This window comes from Kitasatospora setae KM-6054 (assembly GCF_000269985.1).
GTDB classification, from domain to species: domain Bacteria; phylum Actinomycetota; class Actinomycetes; order Streptomycetales; family Streptomycetaceae; genus Kitasatospora; species Kitasatospora setae.
Map to the genome: position 1 here is coordinate 8,481,257 of NC_016109.1, position 23,578 is coordinate 8,504,834.

The 23,578-nt window shown below is 75.2% G+C and carries 22 protein-coding genes; 16 read left to right on the forward strand and 6 right to left on the reverse strand.

The genetic code is table 11. From position 1 onward, the window contains the following. Position 1 precedes the first annotated feature (1 nt). From KSE_RS36680 to KSE_RS36710, 7 genes are all read left to right on the forward strand, one after another. Positions 2–673: an L-ribulose-5-phosphate 4-epimerase gene (locus KSE_RS36680; RefSeq protein ID WP_014140462.1), complete on the forward strand. Its 672-nt coding sequence runs from the start codon at positions 2–4 to the stop codon at positions 671–673. 13 nt (positions 674–686) lie between these two features. Beyond that, entirely contained in the window at positions 687–2,192 is a 1,506-nt protein-coding gene (araA, locus tag KSE_RS36685) for an L-arabinose isomerase (RefSeq protein WP_014140463.1), read from the forward strand. Between the two features lie 146 nt (positions 2,193–2,338). Next, positions 2,339–3,421, forward strand: a complete 1,083-nt coding sequence (locus KSE_RS36690; protein WP_014140464.1) for an aldose epimerase family protein — start codon at positions 2,339–2,341, stop codon at positions 3,419–3,421. A 58-nt stretch (positions 3,422–3,479) separates the two neighbouring features. Then, positions 3,480–4,619 (forward strand): transaldolase, encoded by a 1,140-nt coding sequence (tal, locus tag KSE_RS36695; protein WP_014140465.1) that lies wholly within the window; start codon positions 3,480–3,482, stop codon positions 4,617–4,619. A 125-nt stretch (positions 4,620–4,744) separates the two neighbouring features. After that, on the forward strand, positions 4,745–5,491 hold the full coding sequence (locus KSE_RS36700) for a phosphotransferase family protein (protein WP_014140466.1): 747 nt from the start codon (positions 4,745–4,747) through the stop codon (positions 5,489–5,491). A gap of 182 nt (positions 5,492–5,673) precedes the next feature. Then, positions 5,674–6,303, forward strand: coding sequence for a hypothetical protein (locus KSE_RS36705; RefSeq protein ID WP_014140467.1), 630 nt, complete (start codon positions 5,674–5,676; stop codon positions 6,301–6,303). Between the two features lie 381 nt (positions 6,304–6,684). Next, positions 6,685–8,148, forward strand: coding sequence for a glycoside hydrolase family 6 protein (locus tag KSE_RS36710; RefSeq protein ID WP_014140468.1), 1,464 nt, complete (start codon positions 6,685–6,687; stop codon positions 8,146–8,148). 81 nt (positions 8,149–8,229) lie between these two features. Here the strand turns inward: KSE_RS36710 and KSE_RS36715 are convergent, their stop codons facing one another. The 3 genes from KSE_RS36715 to KSE_RS36725 form a co-directional block, all read right to left on the reverse strand. Continuing rightward, positions 8,230–8,580, reverse strand: coding sequence for a hypothetical protein (locus tag KSE_RS36715; protein WP_014140469.1), 351 nt, complete (start codon positions 8,578–8,580; stop codon positions 8,230–8,232). Positions 8,581–8,612: 32 nt separating this feature from the next. Then, positions 8,613–8,915 (reverse strand): hypothetical protein, encoded by a 303-nt coding sequence (locus KSE_RS42525; RefSeq protein WP_148283219.1) that lies wholly within the window; start codon positions 8,913–8,915, stop codon positions 8,613–8,615. Positions 8,916–9,238: 323 nt separating this feature from the next. Beyond that, positions 9,239–10,567 carry an APC family permease gene (locus KSE_RS36725; protein WP_014140471.1) on the reverse strand — a complete coding sequence of 443 codons (1,329 nt, stop codon included), beginning with the start codon at positions 10,565–10,567 and terminating at the stop codon, positions 9,239–9,241. Positions 10,568–10,847: 280 nt separating this feature from the next. On the opposite strand from KSE_RS36725, the gene KSE_RS36730 reads away from it, so the two are divergent. The 4 genes from KSE_RS36730 (at position 10,848) to KSE_RS36745 (ending at position 14,456) form a co-directional block, all read left to right on the forward strand. Beyond that, the gene (locus tag KSE_RS36730) at positions 10,848–11,342 is read left to right on the forward strand and encodes an Lrp/AsnC family transcriptional regulator (protein ID WP_014140472.1); all 495 of its coding nucleotides are present in this window, start codon (positions 10,848–10,850) and stop codon (positions 11,340–11,342) included. Between the two features lie 131 nt (positions 11,343–11,473). Next, a complete protein-coding gene (locus KSE_RS36735) occupies positions 11,474–11,896 on the forward strand; it encodes a hypothetical protein (RefSeq protein ID WP_014140473.1) in 423 nt (140 codons plus the stop codon). After that, positions 11,889–13,556, forward strand: a complete 1,668-nt coding sequence (locus KSE_RS43915) for a hypothetical protein (protein ID WP_197540730.1) — start codon at positions 11,889–11,891, stop codon at positions 13,554–13,556. The genes KSE_RS36735 and KSE_RS43915 overlap by 8 nt, the downstream gene beginning before the upstream one ends. A gap of 111 nt (positions 13,557–13,667) precedes the next feature. Beyond that, the gene (locus KSE_RS36745; RefSeq protein ID WP_014140475.1) at positions 13,668–14,456 is read left to right on the forward strand and encodes a bestrophin-like domain; all 789 of its coding nucleotides are present in this window, start codon (positions 13,668–13,670) and stop codon (positions 14,454–14,456) included. Between the two features lie 44 nt (positions 14,457–14,500). Here KSE_RS36745 and KSE_RS36750 read toward each other — a convergent pair whose 3' ends face one another. Beyond that, a complete protein-coding gene (locus tag KSE_RS36750) occupies positions 14,501–15,754 on the reverse strand; it encodes a cytochrome P450 family protein (protein ID WP_014140476.1) in 1,254 nt (417 codons plus the stop codon). A gap of 310 nt (positions 15,755–16,064) precedes the next feature. Between KSE_RS36750 and KSE_RS36755 the strand changes: the two genes are divergently transcribed. From KSE_RS36755 to KSE_RS36770, 4 genes are all read left to right on the forward strand, one after another. Then, complete coding sequence (locus KSE_RS36755) at positions 16,065–16,859, forward strand: ferritin-like domain-containing protein (protein WP_106438124.1); 795 nt, start codon at positions 16,065–16,067, stop codon at positions 16,857–16,859. Continuing rightward, a complete protein-coding gene (locus KSE_RS36760) occupies positions 16,856–17,662 on the forward strand; it encodes a ferritin-like domain-containing protein (RefSeq protein WP_033259993.1) in 807 nt (268 codons plus the stop codon). Before KSE_RS36755 ends, KSE_RS36760 begins: the two co-directional genes overlap by 4 nt. 102 nt (positions 17,663–17,764) lie before the next feature. Next, on the forward strand, positions 17,765–19,063 hold the full coding sequence (locus tag KSE_RS36765; RefSeq protein WP_014140479.1) for a class I SAM-dependent methyltransferase: 1,299 nt from the start codon (positions 17,765–17,767) through the stop codon (positions 19,061–19,063). Between the two features lie 60 nt (positions 19,064–19,123). Next, positions 19,124–19,768 carry an alpha/beta fold hydrolase gene (locus KSE_RS36770; RefSeq protein ID WP_014140480.1) on the forward strand — a complete coding sequence of 215 codons (645 nt, stop codon included), beginning with the start codon at positions 19,124–19,126 and terminating at the stop codon, positions 19,766–19,768. A gap of 203 nt (positions 19,769–19,971) precedes the next feature. Here the strand turns inward: KSE_RS36770 and KSE_RS36775 are convergent, their stop codons facing one another. Next, complete coding sequence (locus KSE_RS36775) at positions 19,972–20,934, reverse strand: sensor histidine kinase (protein ID WP_014140481.1); 963 nt, start codon at positions 20,932–20,934, stop codon at positions 19,972–19,974. Further along, the gene (locus tag KSE_RS36780) at positions 20,931–21,749 is read right to left on the reverse strand and encodes an MEDS domain-containing protein (protein WP_014140482.1); all 819 of its coding nucleotides are present in this window, start codon (positions 21,747–21,749) and stop codon (positions 20,931–20,933) included. The genes KSE_RS36775 and KSE_RS36780 overlap by 4 nt, the downstream gene beginning before the upstream one ends. A gap of 302 nt (positions 21,750–22,051) precedes the next feature. Here KSE_RS36780 and KSE_RS36790 point away from each other — a divergent pair, with 302 nt between their 5' ends. Further along, positions 22,052–23,566, forward strand: a complete 1,515-nt coding sequence (locus KSE_RS36790; RefSeq protein WP_014140483.1) for a cryptochrome/photolyase family protein — start codon at positions 22,052–22,054, stop codon at positions 23,564–23,566. The last annotated feature ends 12 nt before the right edge of the window (positions 23,567–23,578 follow it).

The window sequence follows — 23,578 nt, forward strand, 5'->3', positions numbered from 1 at the left end:
CATGAGCGACACCATCGACGCGCTCCGCCGCCAGGTCTGCGACCTGCACCGGGAGCTGGTCCGCTACGGCCTGGTCGTGTGGACCGCCGGCAACGTCTCCGCCCGCGTCCCCGGCCAGGACCTGCTGGTCATCAAGCCCAGCGGCGTCGACTACGACGAACTCACCCCCGGCAACATGATCCTGTGCGACCTGGACGGCAACGTCGTCGAAGGCCGGCACGCCCCCTCCTCCGACACCGCCGCGCACGCCTACGTCTACCGCCACCGCCCCGACGTCGGCGGCGTCGTGCACACCCACTCCACCTACGCCAGCGCCTGGGCCGCCCGCGGCGAGCCGGTGCCCTGCGTGCTGACCGCGATGGCCGACGAGTTCGGCGCCGAGATCCCGGTCGGCCCGTTCGCGCTGATCGGCGACGACTCGATCGGCCGCGGCATCGTCGAGACCCTCGACGGCCACCGCTCGCCCGCCGTCCTGATGAAGAGCCACGGCGTCTTCACCATCGGCAAGGACGCCCGCGCCGCCGTCAAGGCCGCCGTCATGTGCGAGGACGTCGCCCGCACCGTGCACGTCTCCCGCCAGCTCGGCGAACCGCTGCCGATCGCCCAGGCCGACATCGACCGCCTCAACTTCCGCTACCAGAACGTCTACGGCCAGCGCCCCGCGGCCCAGTGAAGGAGAACCACCAGTGACCGAGGTATTCACCGGACGCGAGATCTGGTTCCTCACCGGGAGCCAGGGCCTCTACGGCGCCGACACCCTCCAGCAGGTCGCCGACCAGTCCCGGCAGGTCATCAACCAGCTCGCCCGCACCGGCCTGCCCGTGCGCCTGATCTGGAAGCCCGTCCTCACCGGCGCCGACGCGATCCGCCGGGTCTGCCTGGAGGCCAACGCCGACGACGCCTGCGTCGGCCTGATCGCCTGGATGCACACCTTCTCCCCGGCCAAGATGTGGATCGCCGGCCTCGACGCGCTCCGCAAACCACTGCTCCACCTGCACACCCAGGCCAACCGCGACCTGCCCTGGGCCACCATCGACATGGACTTCATGAACCTGAACCAGGCCGCCCACGGCGACCGCGAGTTCGGCTACATCCAGTCCCGCCTCGGCGTCGCCCGCAAGACCGTCGCCGGCCACGTCAGCGACCCCGCCGTCGCCCACCGGATCGCCGCCTGGTCCCGCGCCGCCGCCGGCCGCGCCGACCTCGCCGCCCTCAAGCTCGCCCGCTTCGGCGACAACATGCGCGACGTCGCCGTCACCGAGGGCGACAAGGTCGAGGCCCAACTGCGCTTCGGCGTCTCCGTCAACACCTACGGCGTCAACGACCTGGTCACCGCCGTCGACACCACCGCCGACGCCGACGTCACCGCCCTGGTCAAGGAGTACGACGAGACCTACCGCCTGGCCCCCGAACTGCGCCCCGGCGGCGACCGCCACGACTCGCTGCGCTACGCCGCCCGGATCGAACTCGGCCTGCGCGGCTTCCTCACCGCCGGCGGCTTCGGCGCCTTCACCACCAACTTCGAGGACCTCGGCGGCCTGCGCCAGCTCCCCGGCCTCGCCGTCCAGCGCCTGATGGCCGACGGCTACGGCTTCGGCGGCGAGGGCGACTGGAAGACCTCCGTCCTGCTGCGCACCCTCAAGACCACCGCCACCGGCCTGGGCGGCGGCACCTCCTTCATGGAGGACTACACCTACCACCTGGAGCCCGGAAGGGAGTTGATCCTCGGCGCGCACATGCTGGAGGTCTGCCCGAGCATCGCCGCCGCCACCCCGTCCTGCGAGATCCACCCGCTCGGCATCGGCGGCCGCGAGGACCCCGTCCGCCTCGTCTTCGACGCCGCGCCCGGCCCCGCCACCGTCGTCGGACTCGCCGACCTCGGCGACCGCTTCCGCCTGGTCGCCAACGAGATCGACGTCGTCGACCCCGTCGAACCGCTCCCCAACCTGCCCGTCGCCCGCGCCGTCTGGCAGCCCCGGCCCAACCTGCGCACCTCCACCGAAGCCTGGCTCACCGCCGGCGCCCCGCACCACACCGTCCTCACCAGCGCCCTCGGCACCGAGCACCTCGACGACCTCGCCGAGATGCTGGCCACCGAACTCGTCGTCATCGACGCCGACACCACCATCCGCTCCTTCACCCGCGAACTGCGCTGGAACCAGGCCTACCACCGCCTGGCCCAGCGCCTGTGACCCTCCGTCACCCAGGAACGACGGCGCCCGCCCGCCCGCGGGCGCCGTCCCCCGCTTCTCCCCGGCCCGCTGCCCGGCCCGCTGCCCGGCCCGCTGCCCGGCCCGCTGCCCGTCCGCCCGTCCGTCCCCGCTGAACGGAGCCGCCCGTGCCGCCCGGAGCCCCCGCCCGACTCAGGATCGCCCAGAGCGAGATCGCCACCCTCCCCGACGGCCGGTGGATCACCCGCTGGACGTTCGGCGCCCCCGGCGGCGTCACCGCGGAGGTCCTCAGCCTCGGCGCCCGCCTCGAAGCCCTCCACGCCCCCGACCGCAGCGGACACCGCACCAACGTCGTCCTCGGCGGCGCCCACGTCGCCGACCTGCTCGGCGACGCCGCCTACTTCGGCGCCACCGTGGGCCGCTACGCCAACCGCGTCGCCGGCGGCCGACTGCCCCTCGACGGCACCGTCCACCACCTCGCCACCCAGGACACCGGCCACACCCTGCACGGCGGCCCCGACGGCTACGCCACCCGGCTCTGGGAGGGCGAAGCCGTCCGCGAAGAGCACCGGGTCGGCGTCCGGCTGCGCCTGCACAGCCCCGACGGCGACCAGGGCTTCCCCGGCGCGCTCACCGCCGAGACCACCTACCTGCTCGACGCCCGCGGCGAACTGACCATCGAGTACCGGGCCACCACCGACGCGCCCACCGTCGTCAACCTCACCAACCACGCCTACTTCAACCTCGCCGGCGAAGGCAGCGGCACCGTCCTCGACCACCTGCTGCGCGTCGACGCCGCCGGCTACCTCCCCGTCGACGACGACCTGATCCCGCTCGGCCCGGTCGAACCCGTCGCCGGCACCCCCTTCGACCTCCGCACGGCCCGCACGCTCGGCGACCGGTTCGCCCTGCGGCACCCGCAACTCGGCCCGGCCGGCTCCGGCTACGACCACACCTGGGTCCTGGACGGCACCGGCCTGCGCACCGCCGCCGTCCTCACCGACCCGGCCAGCGGCCGCCGCCTGGAGTGCCGCACCACCGAACCCGGACTCCAGGTCTACACCGGCAACCTCTTCGACGGCTCGGTCACCGGCCGCTCCGGCCGCCCCTACCGGGCACACGCCGGCCTCGCCCTGGAGACCCAGCACTTCCCCGACTCCCCGAACCGCCCCGACTACCCCTCCACCGCCCTGCGCCCGGGGGAGGAGTACCGCTCCACCACGGTCTACCGGTTCACCGTCACCCGCTGACCTGATGACCCGCCGGCACCCGGCCACCCGCAAGACCCCTGAAAGGACCCGACCCACCATGACCGACGCATTGAACCGCCTCAGCGAAGAGGGCGTGGCGATCTGGCTCGACGACCTGAGCCGGGAGCGCCTGAACTCCGGCAACCTGGCCGAGCTGGTGCAGGAGAAGCACGTCGTCGGCGTCACCACCAACCCGACCATCTTCCAGAAGGCCATCGGCGGCGGCAGCGCCGCCTACGACGGCCAGCTGACCGACCTCGCGGTGCGGGGCGTCACCACCGACGAGGCGATCCGCATGATCACCACCTCGGACGTGCGCGACGCCGCCGACGTGCTGCGCCCCGTCTACGACGCCTCCAACGGCCGCGACGGCCGGGTCTCCATCGAGGTCGACCCCCGCCTCGCGCACCAGAGCGCGGCGACCGTCGCCGAGGCCAAGCAGCTGTGGTGGCTGGTCGACCGCCCCAACGTGCTGATCAAGATCCCCGCCACCCTGGCCGGCCTGCCCGCCATCAGCGCCGTCCTGGGCCGGGGCATCAGCGTCAACGTCACGCTGATCTTCTCCCTGGAGCGCTACCGCGCCGTCATCGACGCCCACCTGAGCGGCCTGGAGGCCGCCAAGGCCGCCGGACTCGACCTGTCCCAGATCGAGTCCGTCGCCTCGTTCTTCGTCTCCCGGGTCGACACCGAGATCGACAAGCGCCTCGACGCCGCCGGCACCCCCGAGGCCAAGGAACTGCGCTCCAAGGCCGCGCTCGCCAACGCCCGCCTCGCCTACCGGGCCTACGAGGAGGTCTACGGCTCGGTCGACGGCACCAAGCCCGCCTCCGCCCGCTGGGCCGCCCTGGAGGCCGCCGGCGCCAAGCCGCAGCGCCCGCTCTGGGCCTCCACCGGCGTCAAGGACCCCAACCTCCCCGACACCCTCTACGTCACCGAGCTGGTCGCCCCCGGCACCGTCAACACCATGCCCGAGGCCACCCTGGACGCCACCGACGACCACGGCGCCGTCACCGGCGACACCATCACCGCGCACTACGCCGACGCCGAGGCCGTCCTCGCCGCCGTCGCCGCCGCGGGCGTCGACTACGACGACGTGGTCCAGCTCCTGGAGGACGAGGGCGTCAGCAAGTTCGAGGCGTCCTGGACCGAGCTGCTGGAGACCGTCACCGCCGCGCTCGAAGCCCACCGCCAGAACTGACCCCGCTCACGGAACCGACACCCCGGGCGGCTCCGGGCGGGCCGCCCCGGGCTGGCGGCTCCGGGCTGCGGTCGGCCCGTGATAACCCGGTGCGTGTCGTCGGCCGGCCCGGGATACTGGCCGCCATGGATGAGGTCGAGGTCGTCGTCGCGCACTCCGAGCGTGCGACCCTGCGGGTCGGTGACGTGTTCCTGAAGGTGGACCCCGATCAGGCGCGCATCGACGCCGAGGTCGAGGCGATGGCCCTGGCGCCGGTCCCGACCCCGGAGGTCCTGTGGCGCAAGCCGCCCGTGCTCGCGCTCGCCGCGCTCCCGGGGACGACGCTCGGGAGCCTGGGCGGGCCGTCGACCGGGTCGCCGGCGGCGTGGGCCGCGGCGGGCGCCGCCATCCGGGAGCTGCACGACGCGCCGCTGCCGGCACGGCCGGGCCGGGCCGGGCGGAGCATCGTCGCGCTGACGGCGGAACTCGACCGGGAGTGCGAGCTGCTCGTGTCCGGCGGCCTCCTGCCCGCCGACCTGGTCACCCGCAACCGCCGCGTCGCGGAGGCCGCGTTCCGGCCGTGGACCCCGGCGTTCACGCACGGCGACCTGCAGATCGCCCACCTCTTCGTCGACGGCGACCGGGTCACCGGCATCATCGACTGGTCCGAGGCGGGCCGGGGCGACGCCCTGTACGACCTCGCCACCTTCACGCTCGGACACGAGGAGCACCTCGACGACCTCCTCGCCGGCTACGGCACCGACGTCGACCCGGACGTGATCCGCGCCTGGTCGTCGCTGCGGAGCCTGCTGGCCGTCCGCTGGCTCGTCGAGCACGGCTTCGACCCGTTCGCCCCGGGCTGCGAGGTCGACGTGCTGAGATCCCGGATGTGAGACCGCGCGGCCCCGCCCCGCCGCGCCGACCCGCACCGCAACTCCCCTTCCGGAAGGGGCCGCTGGGCCCCGGGGGCGCGGTGAGGACTCTTGACAGCCCGGTGGTCCAGACCACCAGTATGGGTCCGGCCCAGAGTGCTTCGGGCCGCCGAAGTCCCCCACCTTCGAAGGGAGCGCGGTCCATGGCCGGACCCGTTCGCGCACCACTCCGAGCCCTGCTCGCCGGAGCCGTCACCACCGCCACCGCCGTCGCCGGCGTGGCGCTCGCGGGCGCCGGCACCGTCCACGCGGCGGGTGCCCCGTCGCCCTCCCCGTCGCCCTCCGCGTCGAGCGTCCTGTCGCCGGCCATCCAGGTGCAGGTCAACCCGTCCTCGGGCACGCTGGCCCCCGGCTCGTCGGCCACCGCGAGCGTGGGCACGGCCATCATCAACAACGGCTCGTACACGTCCATCGCGCTGACGGTCAGCGGTGCTCCCGCCGGGGTCAGCGCCTCGGTCAACCCGTCGTCGGTCAGCGGGAGTTCCAGCGCCGCCCTGTCGGTGTCGACCGGGTCCGCGGTCGTCCCCGGCACCTACACGCTGACGGTCAACGGCGTGCTGACCGGCACCTCGGCCACGTCCTCCGCGACCTACACGCTCACCGTGACCGCCCCGGCGTGCCCCGCCGCCCCCTGGGTCGGCGCGCAGGTCTACACCGGGGGCGCCACCGTCTCGTGGAAGGGCCACCAGTGGAGCGCCAAGTGGTGGACGCTGGGCGAGGAGCCCGGCACCACCGGGCAGTGGGGCGTCTGGCAGGACCTCGGCAGCTGCTGATCCGCGCGTGCCGTCGAGCCGGGCCGCAGGGCCGGGGGAGCGCGGGGCCGGGGGTGCGCGGGGCGTGAAAGTTTCGGGTGCGCGGCCGGGCGGCCGGACCCCCGGTGAGGTGGGACGCGGCGTGTACGGAGCGGCCCTTCGGCCGCTGTTCGTCGGTGCCGCGACGGGTCGGGGCGGGCCGGTCCCGGCCCGACTCCGGCCGTCGGCGCGGGAGTCGGTGTCGCGCGGGGGCCTGCCGCGGGGTGGGGCGGGCCGCTAGCATCGGCCGCGGTTCGGTGCGGGAGCGCTCCCACGCTTCGGCTCCCGCATCGTCCCCGGTCAGCATGCCCCCACCCGGCTGCCGGCCGCCTCTCCCACCCGAGAGCACCCCCGGAGGACACCGTGCACCCCACCGACCCCCAGGCCCCCCGACGGCGCGCCGCCGCCGCGCCCGTCCGGCCGACCCGTCGCGCCGCCGCCCTCGCCCTCGCCGCCGCGACGGCGGCCGTCGGGCTGGTGGCCGCCGCCCAGGGCGGCGCGGACGCGGCCGTGCAGGGCAGCCTCCCCGCCGACACCCAGTTCTACAAGGACCCGGCCTCGCAGGCCGTGAAGTGGACGGCCGCCAACCCAGGGGACTCCCGCGCCCGGGTGATCGGCAAGCGGATCGCCAGCCAGCCGCAGGGCATCTGGTTCGCCAACTACCGCCCCGACACGATCACTTCGGACGTCCGCACGGTCGCCTCGGCCGCCGCCCAGGCCGGCCAGGTGCCGGTGCTGGTGGCCTACATGATCCCGAACCGGGACTGCGGCGGCGCGTCCGCCGACGGCGCTCCCGACCTCGCCTCGTACGACGCCTGGGTCGGCAAGTTCGCGGCCGGGCTGGGCAGTTCGCGTTCGGTCGTGGTGCTGGAACCCGACTCGATCGCGCTCACCACCTGCCTCGGCGCCCAGCAGCAGAACGACCGGTTCGCCTCGCTGGCCCGCGCCGTCACCACCATCCGCGCCGCCGCCCCGAACGCCAAGGTCTACCTCGACGGGGGCCACTCCACCTGGAACTCCGCCGCCGAACAGGCCAACCGGCTGCGCGGCGCGGGCGTGCTGAACGCGGACGGCTTCTTCACCAACGTCTCCAACTTCAACCCCACCGCCAACGAGGCCGGCTACGCCCACGGCGTGCTCAACGCCCTCGGCAACCCCGGCAACCTGCACGCCGTGATCGACACCAGCCGCAACGGCAACGGCCCGGCGGGCAGCACCTGGTGCGACCCGTCCGGCCGCAAGATCGGCAACTACCCGACCGCCGCGACCAACGACAGCGGCATCGACGCCTACCTGTGGATCAAACCCCCGGGCGAGGCCGACGGCTGCGCCGCCGCGGCCGGGACGTTCGTCCCCGACATCGCCTACCAGTTGGCGGTGAACGCGGCCGACCCGAGCACCCCGGCGCCCACCCCGACGCCGACTCCCACTCCCACGCCGACCCCGACCCCGACGCCGTCCCCGTCGCAGTCCAGCCAGCCGCCGACCTCGCAGCCGCCGGCCGGGAACGCGTCCTGCTCGATCGCGTACCGGGCCAACTCCTGGGCGGGCGGCTTCACCGCCGACGTCACGCTGAAGAACACCGGCAGCGCCGCGATCTCCGGCTGGAAGCTGGCCTGGACGTTCCCCGGCGACCAGAAGATCACCAGCGCCTGGAACGCCACCGTCGTGCAGAGCGGTGCCGCCGTCACCGCCACCGACCTCGGCTACAACGGCACCCTGGCGGCCGGCGCGTCCACCAACTTCGGCCTTCAGGCCACCTACGGGTCGAACAACACCGCCCCGAGCGCCTTCACGCTGAACGGAACCGCCTGCACCACCTCCTGAGCCATCCTCCCCAGCCCCGTCGGCCACCCCCCCCACCCGTGGGCCGGCGGGGCACCCCCGTTTTTCCGACGGCCCGCGGGCTCACGGCCGGAGCTGGACGGCCGTCACCATCACGTAGCCGACCAGCAACCCGAACAGGCACACCGCCGTGATGTAGCGGGGCGTGAACGGCAGCCCCGCCAGCGACGGGTAGAGCAGCACGGCGCCGCCCGCCGCGAGGTCGGCGACGTACAGGCCGTCGGGCGGGACGATGCCGGTGCTGTGCGCGGCCCAGCCGGTGGCGATCAGGAAACCCGTCAGCAGGGTGAACCCGGACAGCAGCCCGGAGCCGATCGCCCCGAGCGTCGGATGCGGCTCCGGGAACGGCTCGCCCTCCGGCACCTCCGGACGCAGCCGGTGCGAGATCGCGAGCGCGCCCACCGCGAGCACCATGGCCCCGACGGCGCCCAACAACGGAGCGGGATTCAACGGCTCCTCCTGGAGAACGCGAAGTGCTGCCCGACGAGGGCCGCGAGCGCGGCCGGCAGCAGGACGGTGACGAGCAGGACGGTCGCCCAGACCGAGGGTTCGATCGGCGCGGGCCCGGCCGGGCTGTCCGGTGGCGGGGCGGCGACCAGGGTCGAGGGGGTCGGAGTCGGGGTCGGAGTCGGCGTGGGAGAGGGGGTGGGCGAGGGCGAGAGCGGCGGGGGCGAGAAGAGCGACGGTGGCGGGGGCGACGGTGGCGGGGTGGTGGCGGGGGTCAGGCGTGGTGCGGGCGGCGGTGGCACGCTCGCGGCCTTGGCGACCGGGGGTGGGGTCGGTGTCGCGGTGTGGGGTGTGGGCGTGGGGGTGGGGGACGGGGGCTGAACCGGCGTCGGGTGTGCGGGCGTCGGGCTGGGGCTGGGCGTCGGACTGGGAGGCGGGCTGGCGCTCGGTGACGGGCTGTGGCACCAGAGCCAGGGCGGGTGGTGCGGGTGCGGGAGGTGGGGGAGCGGCGGGAGACAGGGCAGCGGGGGGAACGGCGGGAGGGACGGGGTCGGGTACGCGCCCGTGGCATGGTCCACCGGCTGATCATCGGACCGTGCGCGTGGCCCGCGGTAGTCGTTCGGGGTCAAACCCCACGGGCCGGTGAAACCTCCAGCGGCGGCGCGGAACGGACGGACGGTGAGTGGTCGTCAGTTCGATCGACCGGAACGGGTGTTGGCGCGGGCGCGAGCGCGGCGGTGGCCGCCACCGCCGCGGCGGCCGCCACCGGCCAGCCGGTGCCGAGCAGCAGCGCCAGCACCGCCGGGCAGCTCACGGCGGCGGCCAGCCGGGCCGGGCCCGCCAGGACGCGGACGGCGGCGGCCGTGCAGGTCAGGTAGACGGTGAGGAACAGCGCGGTCGGCACGGCCACCAGCTGGGAGGTGGTCAGGACGCCCGTCCCGACCAGGACGAACAGCGGGACGCCGGTCAGCGCGGTGGTGGCCACCACCGCGAGCGAGCCGCGCCGCCCGGCCGCCGCGCCGGACGGGAGCAGGGCGTCCAGCAGGGCGGCGGCGCCGGTCAGGTAGGTGTTGGTGGCGGCGAGGGTCAGCACCAGGGCCGCGCCGGCGGCCAGCAGCGGGCCCCGGGAGCCGATCGCGGCGCGCATCAGGTCGGCGAGCGGGACGGAGCCGCCCGCGCCCGGGCCGAGCACGGCGACCGTCGCGGCGGCCAGGCCCAGGCAGAGCAGCGAGGTCACGGCGAACGCGATCAGCACCACCCGGCGCAGCTGGCGGCGCGGGTCGCGCAGCCGGGTGGTCAGCGAGGCCGCGGCCTCCCAGCCGACGAACGCGAACATCAGCGGCGGCGCGGCCTGCGCGACGCCCGTCCAGCCGTGCGGCAGGAACGGCGTCCAGTGCGCGGCCCGGGCGGCCGGGGCCGATCCCAGCACCGCGAACAGCACCAGCCCCACCAGCGCGGAGACCAGCACCAGTTGGAGACCCGCGCCGGTCCGGACGCCGACCAGCCGGACCGCCAGCACCACCGCCAGCAGCACCAGCCCCGCCCGGACGGCCGTGCCGCCGTCCGCGCCGACGGCCGCCGCCGCGTAGCTCCCGCCGATCAGGCAGACCACCGGCGCGCCCGCGACCACCCCCGCCAGGAAGCACCACCCGGCGGCCCGGCCGGCCCGGGCGCCCAGCCCCGCCGCCGTGTACCCGGCGACCCCGCCGGACGAGCCCAACCGGGTGCCCAGCGCGCAGAACACCACCGCGATCAGGCCGGACAGCCCCAGCAGCGCCAGCCACGCCAACAGCGAGGCCGGGCCCGCCGCGCGCGCCGCCAACCCCGGGAGCAGCAGCAGGCTCGGGCCGAGCAGCGCGCCGATGTACAGCGCGGACGCCCCGGCGGTGGAGAGGCGGGCGGCGGGGGTGGTCGCGGGGGAGGGGGACGGGGAGGCCGTCGCGGTCTCGGTCATGCCCCGATCCTGGCCCGGACCGCGCGGCACCCGCTGGCGAAAACCGCCCCGCCCCGGGCCCCGCACGGCAGATCCTGCCGCCCCGACCGCCTTCGGCGGCACACCCTGCCGAGGCCCCCGGACGGGCCCCCGCCTGCGGGGGAATCTGCCGGGGGTACGCGGGCCCGCGTGGCGGATCCTGCCGACCCGGCCGCGATCGGCGGCACGGAATGCCGGGGACACACCGGATCCGGACCGATCCCGCCACCGCCCGCCGGCCGACGGCAGTAAGCTGCGCCGCATGTCGACCCCGCAGTACGACCGCATCGACCGGGCGATCCTCGCGCACCTCCAGCGCCACGGCCGGACCCCCAACGTCGACCTCGCCGAGGCCGTCATGCTCTCGCCCTCCTCCGCGCTGCGCCGGACCAAGGCGCTGGAGGCGGACGGCGTGATCGCCGGCTACCGGGCCGAACTCGACCGGGGGAAGACCGGGTTGGGCCTGACCGTGTTCGTCGCGCTGCGGGTCGAGCAGCACTCGCGGGAGACCTCGCGGCACATCGAGGAGTCGCTGTGCGCGATCCCCGCCGTGGTCGCCTGCCACGTGGTCTCCGGCGAGGCCGACTTCCTGGTGGAGATCGCCGTCCCCGACCTGGCCAGCTACGAGCAGGTCCTGCTGGACGAGATCCTCGCCGTCGGCCCCGTCCGCGACGCCCGCTCCACCTTCGCCATCCGCACCGTCCGCTCCCGGGGCCCCCTCCCGCTCGACCACTGGCCGCCCCGCAACGGCCGGTAGCCGGGCGGAGCATCGGCGCGAACGGCGGCGCGAACGGCGGCGCGAACGGCCGTTCGTGCAGCCCCGTTTCGGCCGGTCCCGGTGGGGGAGGACGGCTGGCACAGCGACAGCCGGGACGAGAGGGGCGGGCCGTGACGGTCGAGGCGTACTGGGGACTGAGCGACGACGAGCTGTACGAGATCATCGGGGAGGCGGTGCTCGGCGGGGGCCTCGGTGCGGGGCCCGAGGACCGCAGGCGGTTCCGGGTCTTCGGGCGGGGCCTGTTCGAGGAGATGCACCGGGACCTCCAGCGGAAGATCTGCCACCACGAGCGGCTGCGGGGCCTGATCGACGCCGACGGCGGCACCCGGGCCGACGTCACCGACGCGGCCGGGATCGCCAAGGTGCTGGAGGAGTTGGGCGGGGGCACCGGACACCCGGTGCTGGACTACGCGGCGGTCGGCGTGCTGGTGTCCCGGATCGGCCTGCGCGCCTTCTGCGCCAACGCCCCGGCACCGGAGCTGGAGCCGGAGCCGACGGAAGGGCCGGAGCCCCCGCAGAGAGGCGGTGAGTGACGTGACGGCGGCCGACGCGCAGTGGGAGCTGAGACGGCGGGTCGACAACCGGGCGACCCAACTCGACCGGATGCGGGCCCGGTTGGCCGAGCTGGGCGTCGACCCCGCCGCCCTGCGCGGGATCGGCGCGGAGAGCTGGACGAGGACGGCGGACCGGCTGGAGGCCGCGCTCACCGAGGACCTGCGGACGGTCTTCGCCGACCTCGGCGGCCCGGACGGGCAGTGGCGGCAGCTCCGGCTCGCGGTCCTCGCCGAGGAGGACGTCTACCCGGAGTGCAAGCGCTTCGCGGACGGCTCCGCGCTGATGGTGCTGCCCGAGTCGTTCCTCGGCCTGGCCGGCCTGTACAGCGGGTTCGGCGCGCAGGAGGCGGTGCGGGTGCTCGACGGCGGCCCGTGGCGGGCGTGGCGGAACACCCGGGCGGCGCTCCGCCGGAAGGCGTTCGGCACCGACCCGGCCGGGCCGGCCGCGCTCCTCCGCTACCACTTCCTGCACCAGCGGGTCTTCGGCCTGTCGGCGAAACCCGGTTGGCGCACCGATCCGCGCGCCGACGGGATCAGGGACGTCGTGCTGACCCAGGCGGTCCGCTTCGTCCTCGGCCACGAACTCGCCCACCAGCTGCACGGCCACCGGCACGGGGCCGGACCCGCCCAGGAGCTCGAAGCCGACCTGACCGCCCACCGGCTGACCCGCCGGAGCCTGGAACGCGACGCGGCGGCCGCCCGCACCCCGGACCTCCGCCTGCCCGTCGCCGACGTCGACCTGCTCACCACCTGGGGCAGCACGGTCGCCCTGTTCGCGCTGGCCGCCCGGGAGCACGCGCTGTTCGTCCGGATCGGCGACACCCACCCGCCGTCCGAACAGCGGATGTACCGCCTGCTGGACGAGTTGGCCCACCCGCTGCCCGGCTACGCCGCGCTCTTCCTCGGCAACGCCGTCCGCGCGACGAACGCGGCCGCCGACTTCACCCCGGTGGCCGTCCGCTTCACCCCGCGCACGCTGACCGACCAGCCGCACCTGGACACGCCGCTGCCCGCCGCCTACCTGGAGCGGATCGCCGCCCTCGACACCCTGCTCTGCCTCACCCGCTCACCTTCGTGGACCTGCACGAGACGCTGCGCCGCAACCTCCCCGGCCGCAGCACGGCCACCACCGCGCTCGCGGCCGCCCGCCTGCTGGAGGGCCCGCTCAAGGCGGCCGCCGACAGCGGGGGATGAGGCGGGAGACGCGGCGGTGGCAGGAAATCGACGCACTCCGGCATCCCTGCCACTGTCCGGCCCGCCGCTCCCCGGGCCAGCATGGTCGGCACCAGGCCGGAGCTGCGGCCGCGGACCCGAAGGACCCCACCCCGTGCGCTTCCTCGACGCCGCCGAGTTCACCGCCGACCGCCCCTGGGGCTCGGTCGGCCTCGCCGAACTGGACGACGCCACCGTCCGCCTGCACTGGACCGACCAGCCCTACCGCTGGCACGTCAACGACGGGCCCGAGGTCTTCGTCGTCCTCGACGGCGCCGTCGACATGCACTACCGGGTCGACGGCGAGGAGCACGTCGAACACCTGACCCCCGGCCGGGTCTGCGCCGTCGAACCCGGCGACGAGCACGTGGCCCACCCCGCGCCGCAGGCCCGGATCCTGGTCGTCGAACGCCGCGACAGCGACTGACCCCGCCCCGCCCCGCCACTCTGCCCTCCCCGCTGCCCCGTCGCTCCGCCACCTCGGCGCCGTCCGGGCGTTGATCCGGACGGACCGGAACACGGGGACGAGGGAGAACCGATGGAGCTGTGGCTGCTGAACCACCTGGACACCGCCGCGCTGACCGCGGTGGTGGTCGGGAGCGCGGTCGTCCTCGCGGGGGTGGGGGCGTTACTGGTGCGGCGCGGGTTCCCGCAGGTGGTGGAGGGCGAGCACAACGAGGTGATCGGGGTCGTGCTGGGGCTGTTCGGCGCGATCTACGGGATCATCCTGGCGTTCGTGATCGTCAACCTGTGGACCCAGATGGAGGAGACCCGCACCGGGGTCGCCCGGGAGGCCACCGCCGCCGCGACGCTGGTGCGCGACGTCCAGGCGTTCCCGCCGCAACCGCGCGAGCGCATCGACACGGCGGTCGGCGCCTACCTGCACGCCGTCGTCGACGTCCAGTGGCCGCTGATGCGCGCGGGCCGGCCCGACTTCGAGGCCACCGCCGCCAAGGCCCAGGACATCTACGACGCCCTGCAGTCCTACGAGCCGCAGACCAGCACCGAACAGGCCTACTACGAACGCGCCGCCGAGCAGTTGGACGACGTGGTCGCCGAACGGCGCGCCCGGATCGCGATGGCCACCCGGCAACTCCCGCCGCTGCTGCAGACCCTGGTCTACGGCGGCGCGCTGGTGATCATCGCGCTGACCGCCCTGTACGGCACCCGCCGGATCAGGGTGCAGGTGCTGTTCACCGGGACGATCGCCGCGCTGATCGGCTTCAGCCTGCTGCTCGTCCTGGTCCTCGACCGGCCGTTCACCGGCGACCTGTGCGTCTCCCCGGCGCCGTTCAAGGAGGGCGCGCTGTCCGCCTTCTGGCCCTGACCCGGGACCGTCCGCCACCCGCCACCCGGTACCCCGGCGTCCGGTCAGCCCTCGCGGGGCGCCGGCGCGACGGGCACCGGCACCACCGGCAGTTCGGCGAAGCCGTCGAGGATGAAGGACGGCAGGCGGGCGGGTTCATCCCCGGTGTCGGCCAGGGCGATGCCGGGCACCAGCCGGAACAGGGTCTGGAGGGCCGTCTCGGCCTCCAGCCGGGCCAGGTGCGCGCCCAGGCAGAAGTGCGGGCCGTGGCCGAAGGCCAGGTGCTCCTTGTCCGCGCGCGACGGGTCGAAGACGTCGAAGTCGCCCGGGTGGACCTGCGGATCGCGTCCGGCCGCGGCGAAGGCCACCACGATCGGCTCGCCCTGCCGGATCACCACCCCTTCCCCGAGGTCGATGTCCGCCACGGCGTAGCGCAGCGGCAGGTACATGATGGGGGCGCTGTGGCGCAGCGTCTCCTCCACCACGGCCGACCAGCTCGTGCGGCCGGCCCGCACGGCCTCCAGGTGCGCGGGCCGGGTCAGCAGGGCGTGCACCGCGTTGGTGATCAGGTGGACGGTCGTCTCGTAGCCCGCGCCGATCATCAGGAAGAGCGTGCCCTTCAGGTCCTCCCCGGTCAGGGGCTCGCCGCTGCCGGTCGGCGCGGACAGCAGGTCACCGGTCAGGTCACTGCCCGGGTGGGCCCGCTTGTGCGCCACCAGCGCGTCCAGGACCGCCGAGATCTCCGCCTGCGCCTCCAGGGCCCGTTCGGGGGTGGCCGCGGTGTCCGCGGCGCGGTCGATCGCCCTGCCCAGCCCCGCCCGCAGTTCCTCGGGGACACCGAACAGGTCGCAGATCACCGTCATCGTCAGCGGGAGCGCGAAGGCCGTTCGCAGGTCGACCGCCGTCCCGGGCGGGGTCGCGGCCAGGGCTGCGGCGAGCCGGGTGGCGGTCGCCACGACGGCGGGGCGCATCGCGCCGACCCGTCGCGGCGAGAACGACGGCGCGACCAGCGCGCGCAGCGCCCGGTGCTCCTCCCCGTAGGAGTTGAGGAAGTTCGACTGGAACACGACCGCCGCCAGCGGCCAGCCCTCGGGCACCTCCGCGCGCCCCGGCCAGTGCCGGCGGAAGTCGCGCGAGACCCGCGGGTCCGCCGTCAGCTGCCGGATCACCCGGTGGCGGGTCACCGACCAGGCCAGCACGCCGCCGGGCAGCAGCACCCGGACGGCCGGCCCCCGCGCGCGCAGCGCTGCGACATCGGCGTGCAGGGACCGGCCGCGGACGTCGAGGACGGGGCACGGGGACTCGGGCTGAGCGGGCATCGGGCACTCCTTCGGGCGCGGTCGCGGGCATCCGTCCGTCCGCCGCACCGGGTGCGTCGGAGCCGTACGGGGACGTTCGGAGGATCGGTGTGCCTCGGGCATTCGTCGCCGGAGCCCGGACGGATCGGTCGTCGGCCAGGCGAGAGCGGAACGGCCCCGACCCGGGCCTGCCCCGACGCCGGCCGGCCGCCGGCTCGTTCACTCCGACGGGTGAACGAGACGGCGGTGGCCAAGCCGGGGCCGCCCCGGGGCCGAAGCAGTCCCGAGCGGGGCGCGGAGTTGGCCGGGCCCCGGACCGAGACGAGGCATGATGGCCACAGAGCACATCGACTCGCGGCTGCTCGCGGAACTGACCGAGCAGTCCGAGGACTTGAACAGCGACGCGCAGCGCATCACGCGCACCGCGCTGACCGAGTTCGGGCAGGTGACCGGACCCCGGCGGCGCTGGTGGCAGCGCGGCGGGGTGCTGACGGGCGCGGCGGGGGCCGCCGCGCTGTGGGGCACCTCGCGGGCGCTGGCCGCCTCCGCCTCGGCGAGTGCGGACGACGTGATGGCGCTGCAGACCGCCGCGTCGATCGAGAACCTCGCGGTGAGCGTCTACCAGACCGCTGCGGGGCTGCCGTTCATCAAGGACGGCAACAAGACGGTGGCCGCGTTCATCACCAGGACCACCGCCCAGCACCAGGCGCACGCGAAGGCGTTCAACTCGGCCGCCACCCAGGCGGGCGGCAAGGCGCAGAACCAGCCCGACCCGAAGTACAAGGCGGTGGTCGACCAGGCCCTGCCCACCATCAAGGGCCCCGCCGACGTGGTCAAGCTGGCCATCACCCTGGAGGACGTGGCCGCGCAGACCTACACCAAGAACGTCTCGCAGGTCTCCTCGCCCGAACTGCGCAGGCTGTTCGGTTCGGTGGCCCCGGTCGAGGCCCAGCACCGGGCGGTGCTGCTGGCGGTGCAGGCGCTGCTCGCGGGCAACGCCGCGGACCTGATCGCCATCCCCGTCGACCCGGCCAAGCTGCCCGCCGCCGCGGGCAGCGTCGGATTCCCCGACGCCTTCTACCAGACCGAGAACGCTTCGCCGATCGACGAGGGAGCCGTCAAGTGACCACGCAGGACTGGGAACTCCCGATCAGCGAAAGCCAGTTGACCCGCCTGACCCGGGACATGGAGGAAGCCCACCGCGCGACCCTGCCCGCCATGCGCTCCGGCGCCGTGGACCTGGCCGCCGACATCCGCTCCAGGCTCGCCCCTCCGGCGCTCGACCCCGGCCGCCGCCGCTTCCTGCTCGGCGCCGGCGGCGCCGCGGCCGCGCTGGCACTCGCCGCGTGCTCCAGCGGCAAGTCCGCCAACTCGCCCGTCCCGAGCGCGTCCTCGACGGCCGTCCCCGGCTCCGCGTCCGGGCAGTACACCGGCGACCTGAAGGTCGTGGCGCTGGCCACCGCGCTGGAGAACCAGGCCGTGGGCGCCTACCAGGCCGCCCTGGACGCGGCGAAGGCCGGCAGGCTCGGCACCGTCCCGCCCGCCGTGGCCACCTTCATCACCACCGCCATGGGCCAGCACGCCGACCACGCCATGGCCTGGAACGGCGTCCTGACCGGCGCGGGCAAGCCCGCCATCACCGGCGTGCCGCTGTCCAACCAGCCCGCCACCCTGGAGGCCCTCGGCAAGGCGACCACCGTCGGCGACGTCGCCAAGCTCGCCCTCGGACTCGAGGACCAGGCGGCGCAGACCTACCTCTTCGCCACCTACCACGTCACCAGCCCCGGGGGCATCGCCACCGCCGCCACCATCGCCCCGGTCGAGGCCATGCACGCCGCCATCCTCCACTACGTCCTGGGCCAGTACCCCGTCCCCGACGACTTCCTGCCCACCGACAAGGCCGCCGACCCGGCCCTGCTCACCGTCTGAGGGACGGGCACCGGCCGACCAAGCCGGGCCGGGCACCGCTCCGAATCCCAGCAGCAGACGACCACCGGGCCGCACCGCGGCCCGCCCGGCGGAGGGAGAGCCATGACCGCACCCACGACCCCGACCACCCGGCCCCCCGGACGGGGGGAGGGCGCCGCCGGTCTGCTCGAACCGGTCCTGCGCGAGGTGTTCGCGGGGCCGCCGCCCTTCGCCCTGCACCTGTGGGACGGCTCGACGACCGGCCCGGCGGACGGGCCACGGGTGCGCGTGCGCCACCGCCGGGCCCTGCGCAGGCTGCTGTGGCAGCCGGGCGAGCTCGGCCTGGCCGACGCCTGGATCAGCGGCGAGCTCGACGTCGACGGCGACCTCGGCGAGGCCCTCTCCGCCGTCCGCCGGGCACTCGCCGGACGGGTGCCCGCGCGTCCGGCGCCGCGCAGCTGGCCCGCCCTGCTGTCGGCGGCCGCCCGGCTCGGCGCCGTGGGGCCGCCGCCGCCCCGGCCCGGCGGCCGGGCGAAAGTCAGCGGCGCCCTGCACAGCCGCAGCCGCGACCGGGCGGTGATCAGCCACCACTACGACCTGTCGAACGAGTTCTACGCCCTGCTGCTCGGACCCGCGATGGCCTACTCCTGCGCCTACTACACCCAGGACGACCAGACCCTGCAGGACGCCCAGGAAGCCAAGTTCGACCTGATCTGCCGCAAGCTCGACCTGCGCCCCGGCACGCGCCTGCTCGACGTCGGCTGCGGCTGGGGCGCGCTCGCCCGGCACGCCGCCCTGCACCACGGCGCCCGCGTCACCGCCGTCACCCTCTCCGCCCGCCAGCACGCCCACGCCCGCGCCCTGGTCGCCGAGGCGGGCGTCGCGGACCTGGTCGACGTCCGGCTGTGCGACTACCGGGAGATCCCCGCGGACGCCTACGACGCCGTCAGCTGCGTGGAGATGGGCGAGCACGTCGGCCGGGACGAGTACCCCGCCTTCGCCGCCCGCCTGCACGGTCTGCTGCGCCCGGGCGGGCGGCTGCTGGTCCAGCAGATGTCCCGCGGCGCCACCGCACCCGGCGGCGGTGCGTTCATCGAGGCGTACATCACCCCCGACATGCACATGCGCCCGCTCGGGCAGACCGTCGACCTGATCGAGGCGGCCGGCCTGGAGGTGCTGCACACCGAGGCGATGCGCCCGCACTACGCCCGCACCATCGACGCGTGGCGCGCCGAACTCACCCGGCGGCAGGACCGTTTCACCGCACTGGTCGGACGGCCGACGGTGCGGCTGTGGCAGCTCTACCTGGCCGGGAGCTCGCTGGCCTTCGCGGAGGGGCGGATGGGCGTCGACCAGATCCTGGCCCGCCGCCCCGGCGGTGCGCGGGAGACCGTCCGGCCCGCCGCGTGGTGCGGGAGCTGACGGCCCGCCGTCCCCCCCCGACCGTTCCCGCGCCAGCCGCCGACCACGCAGGAGACCCCCGTGCCCGACCGCGCCGACCGCCTCCCGCCCGGGGCCGGCTCCGTCCTGCTCGTCCTGCACGGGGGCAGGGCCGAGAGCCTCGCCCCCCAGCCCCGGCTGGGCCTGGCCAGGCTCCGGATGCTGGCCTTCGCCGCGGCCGTCCGCCGCCTCGCGGCCGACCCGTCGCTGGTGGAGGTCGAGGTGGGGTACCGCTACCGGGGGTGGAACGGCGGGCACGCGCACCCCGTCGCCGACGCGGACCGGGCCCTGCGGGAGATCGCGTCCCGGGCGCCCGACCTGAAGGTCACGCTGCTCGGGCACTCCATGGGCGGACGGGCGGCGCTCGCCGTCGCCGGCCACCCCCAGGTCCGCGGCGCCGTCCTGCTGGCGCCGTGGTGCCAACCCGGCGACGCGGTGGGGCAGTTGCGCGGCAGACGCCTGGTGATCCTGCACGACCCGGCCGACCGCGTCACCAGTGCGGACGCCTCCCGCGCCTTCGCGGCCCGGGCCCGGCGGGCCGGTGCCGAGGTGCGGTTCGTCGCGATGCCCCGGGGCGGACACGCCATGCTCGGCGGTGCCGGGGCCTGGCAGCGCCTCGCGGCCCGCGCGGTCACGGCGATCCTCGCGGGGGAGCCGCTGCCGGACCTCCCGCCGGGCGGGTCGTGACGCCGGGCTGCTCGGCCGCCACGTCAGCACCCTCGCCTTCGGCATCGCCGTCCAGGCCGCGAGCGGCATCGGCCGCGACGAACTCCAGCGCATGGCCGACGCCGCGCTCGCCGCCTGGCCCCCGCTGGGAGCCGCCCCCGACGCCGCGGTGTGACGCCGCGGCGTCACACCGCGACGGGCCGTCCGACGCGACGGTCCGGGGGTCAGCCGGGCAGTCGGGTGTGCAGCCGGATGGTGGTGCCGCCCTGCGCGGTGGAGCGGATCTGGACCAGGTCGCAGAGCTGCTGGACGAGCCAGAGCCCGCGGCCGCCGATCTGGTCGACGGTGGGGCGGAGGCGGCCGACCAGCGGATCCTGGAGGTGGCCGGCGTCGTGGAACTCGCAGATCAGGTCCGCGCCCTCCACCCAGGTGCGCAGGACGCCCCGGCCGCCGCCGTGCTTGATGCTGTTGCCGGCGACCTCGCAGGCGGCGATCAGCAGTTCGCGAAGGCGGGCGCCCTCCAGGCCGTACCGGCCCGCGCAGGCGGTGATGTGGGCCCGCACCGCGGCGAGCCGGCCCCGCTGGTAGGGGAGTTCCCGGTGGTCGGCCGAGGCCGTCAGCTCGGGGAAGACGTAGGGCTCCCGGGCGTAGGCGCTGTTGGGGCCGTGCGCCCCGTCGCTCAGCAGCATGGGGTGGCAGCGCCGCGCGGACTCCACCGCGGCGGGCTCCAGCGCGGCGGTGTCGTAGGCGCACAGCAGCCACCACGCGGGGGACTGGGCGAACGCGAGGTTCAACAGCCACTCGTGGTACTCGAACTCGGTGCTCTCGGCCGCCGAGGGCTCGCTCCACGCGGACTCGCTGATGCCGCGCACCGGGTGCCCCTTCGTGGCCTTGGAGATCCAGTCGCGCCAGGCGGGGATCAGCCGGCCCGGATTGCGGCCGAGGACGGCGGTGTCGAGGAAGGTGACCCCTTCGGCGGCGTCCGTGCCCTCCAGTTCGGTGCGCAGCATGCGCTCCTTCGGCCCCGCGACCGCGACCAGGACGAGCTCGCTCCCGGCGCGGGCGTCGTGGATGAAGGACATGGCGCCGTCGAGGAACTGCGCGTCCCCCGCGTAGGGGTACAGCTCGTGCCGGAAGGGGGAGTCCTCGGCGGGGGCTTCCGGGCGCGTCGTGCTGTTCTCGCTCACGGTGCCAGCTCCACGGGGATCTGCGGGACGTCGTAGCCGAGCAGCGACCAGCAGTGCCGGAACGTCTCGTCCGCCTTCTCGATCACGATCCGGCGACCGGGGGCCCGGCGGGCCGCGTCGACCAGGGCGCGCATGCCCGCGGCGTCCATCAGTTCGAGTTCCTCGCAGCGCAGCCGCAGGGTGGACGAGCGGGCGACGAGTTCGTCCAACGCGGTGCGGAAGGCGTCCGCGCCGTCCGAGTCCACCACACCGCTCACGCTCCAGCAGTCCGTTCCCACGCTGTACATCCGAAAACCTGGCATCTCCGTTCGTGTGCCCAGATGGTGCGGATGTACTCCGGACGCCTGCTCCAGGAGGTCCGGCCGGAAGCTGAAGCGGTGGTAGGCGCAGACGATGACGGCCGTCCTGGCGACTGCCAGCCGGTCCAGGTCCAGTTCGTGCCGGGCGATCTCCCGGGGGTTCGCGCTGCCCGGCCACACCCGGTCCATCCGGGCCAGCACCCGCAGCGCGCGGAAACCCTGCCGGCTCGCGGTGTCCGCCTCCCGGACCACCAGGTCCAGCATCGCCGCCGCGTTCCACCCGGCGCCGTCCGCCCGCGCGGTCAGCGGGTCGACGACCACGCCCTGCGGTGCGCCGTCCGGCGACCACCGGGCGTCGGGCGCGCCGATGAGCAGCACCTTGTCGCCGAAGAGCGCCCCGTCGGCGGCGAAGGCCCGGGCCGTCATGGTGAAGTCGTCACCGGGCCCGACCAGCCAGCAGACGTGATCGCCCGCGTCGACGGGCTCAAGGGTCGGTACGGTACGTGCGTTCCTCAACGCGCCCTCCCTCCGCCCCGGATCCCGCGGGAACATCCTATCGGCCCCGGCCGCCGGGGTCGGAGGGCGTCCCCGGCCGTGAGCGACCCCGCCGACCGTGCCCGTGCGCCTCGGGCCGGGACGACGGGGCGGGAGAACGGGGTGGGACGCCCTCCCAGCGCTGCGGGAACGGTGCGACTTCCCCCCGGCGGGACGGGTGCCGACAGTGGAGGACGGAGGCGACCGCCTCCACCGTCGAAGGAGGGGATCGTCATGGACGTCCGCGAGGAGCTCGCGCCGGACCACCGCCCGGGGCCGGCCCGGTGAGCGGCCCCAGGGCGCACTGGCTCTTCGGGGACCAGCTCGGGCCGCACTTCCTCGCCCCGTCCGGGCCGGGACCGGACCCCGACGCGCCCGTGGTGATCGTCGAGGCCCGCTCGGTGTTCCGCCGCCGGCGCTTCCACCGGGCCAAGGCCCACCTGGTGCTGTCCGCGATGCGGCACCGGGCCGCCGAACTCGGCGACCGGGCCCGCTACGTCCGGGCGGAGACCTACCGGGAGGGGCTGCGGCGGGCGGTGGGGGAGCGTGGCGTCACGGTCTGCCACCCGACGTCCCGGGCGGCGCTCGGCCTGGTGACGGCGCTGCCCCGGGTGGAGGTGCTGCCGCCCCGCGGCTTCCTGGTCCCGTTCGGGGACTTCCGTCGCTGGGCGGACGGGCTCGGGGAACGGCGGCTGCTGATGGAGGACTTCTACCGCCGGGTCCGCCGGGCCGAGCACCTGCTGCTGGACCCCGGCGGGCAACCCGTCGGCGGCCGGTGGAACCTCGACGCCGACAACCGGGAACCGCCGCCGCGCGGGGAGGGCGTCCTGCCCGTGCCGCCGCCCCGGTGGCCCGAGGAGGACGAGATCGACGAACGGGTGCGGGCCGACCTCGACCGCTGGGAGCGGTCCGGCGAGGTGCGCTTCGTCGGGCGGGACGGCCCTCGCCGCTTCGCCGCCACCCGCGCCGAGGCGCTGCGCGCGCTGGAGCACTTCGTCACCGCCCGGCTGCCCCACTTCGGACGCTGGGAGGACGCCGTCCTGGCCGCGGACCCGTGGATGGCGCACAGCCTGCTCTCCGTCCCGCTGAACCTCGGCCTGCTCGACCCGGGCGAGTGCGCGCGCCGCGCCGAGGACGCGTACCGCTCCGGGAGCGCCCCGCTCAACAGCGTCGAGGGGTTCGTCCGGCAGGTGGCCGGCTGGCGCGAGTACGTCTGGCAGCTGTACTGGTACCTCGGCGAGGAGCACCGGCACCGCAACGCGCTCGGCCACCACGCGCCCCTGCCCGACTGGTTCGCCGAACTGGACGCGGACGCGGTGCGGGCCCGCTGCCTGTCCGGCGCGCTCGCCCAGGTCCGGGACACCGGGTGGGTCCACCACATCCCGCGGCTGATGGTGCTCGGGAACTGGGCCCTGCAGCACGGCTACGACCCGGCCGCGGTCACCGACTGGTTCCACCGCTGCTTCGTGGACGGCTACGACTGGGTGATGGTCCCCAACGTGGTCGGCATGTCGCAGTACGCCGACGGCGGCACCGTCACCACCAAGCCCTACACCTGCGGCGGCGCCTACCTGAACCGGATGAGCGACCTCTGCCGCCCGTGCGCCTACCGCCCCGGCGACCGGACCGGGGAGCGGGCCTGCCCGTTCACCGCCGGCTACTGGGCCTTCACCCACCGCCACCGCGACCTGCTGGCCGCCAACCACCGCGCCGTCCGCGCCGTCCGGGGACTCGACCGGCTCGACGACCTCCCCGAACTGCTGGCGGCCGAGGCCGTCCGCGGCGACGCCGCCCCCTGATCAACCACGCTT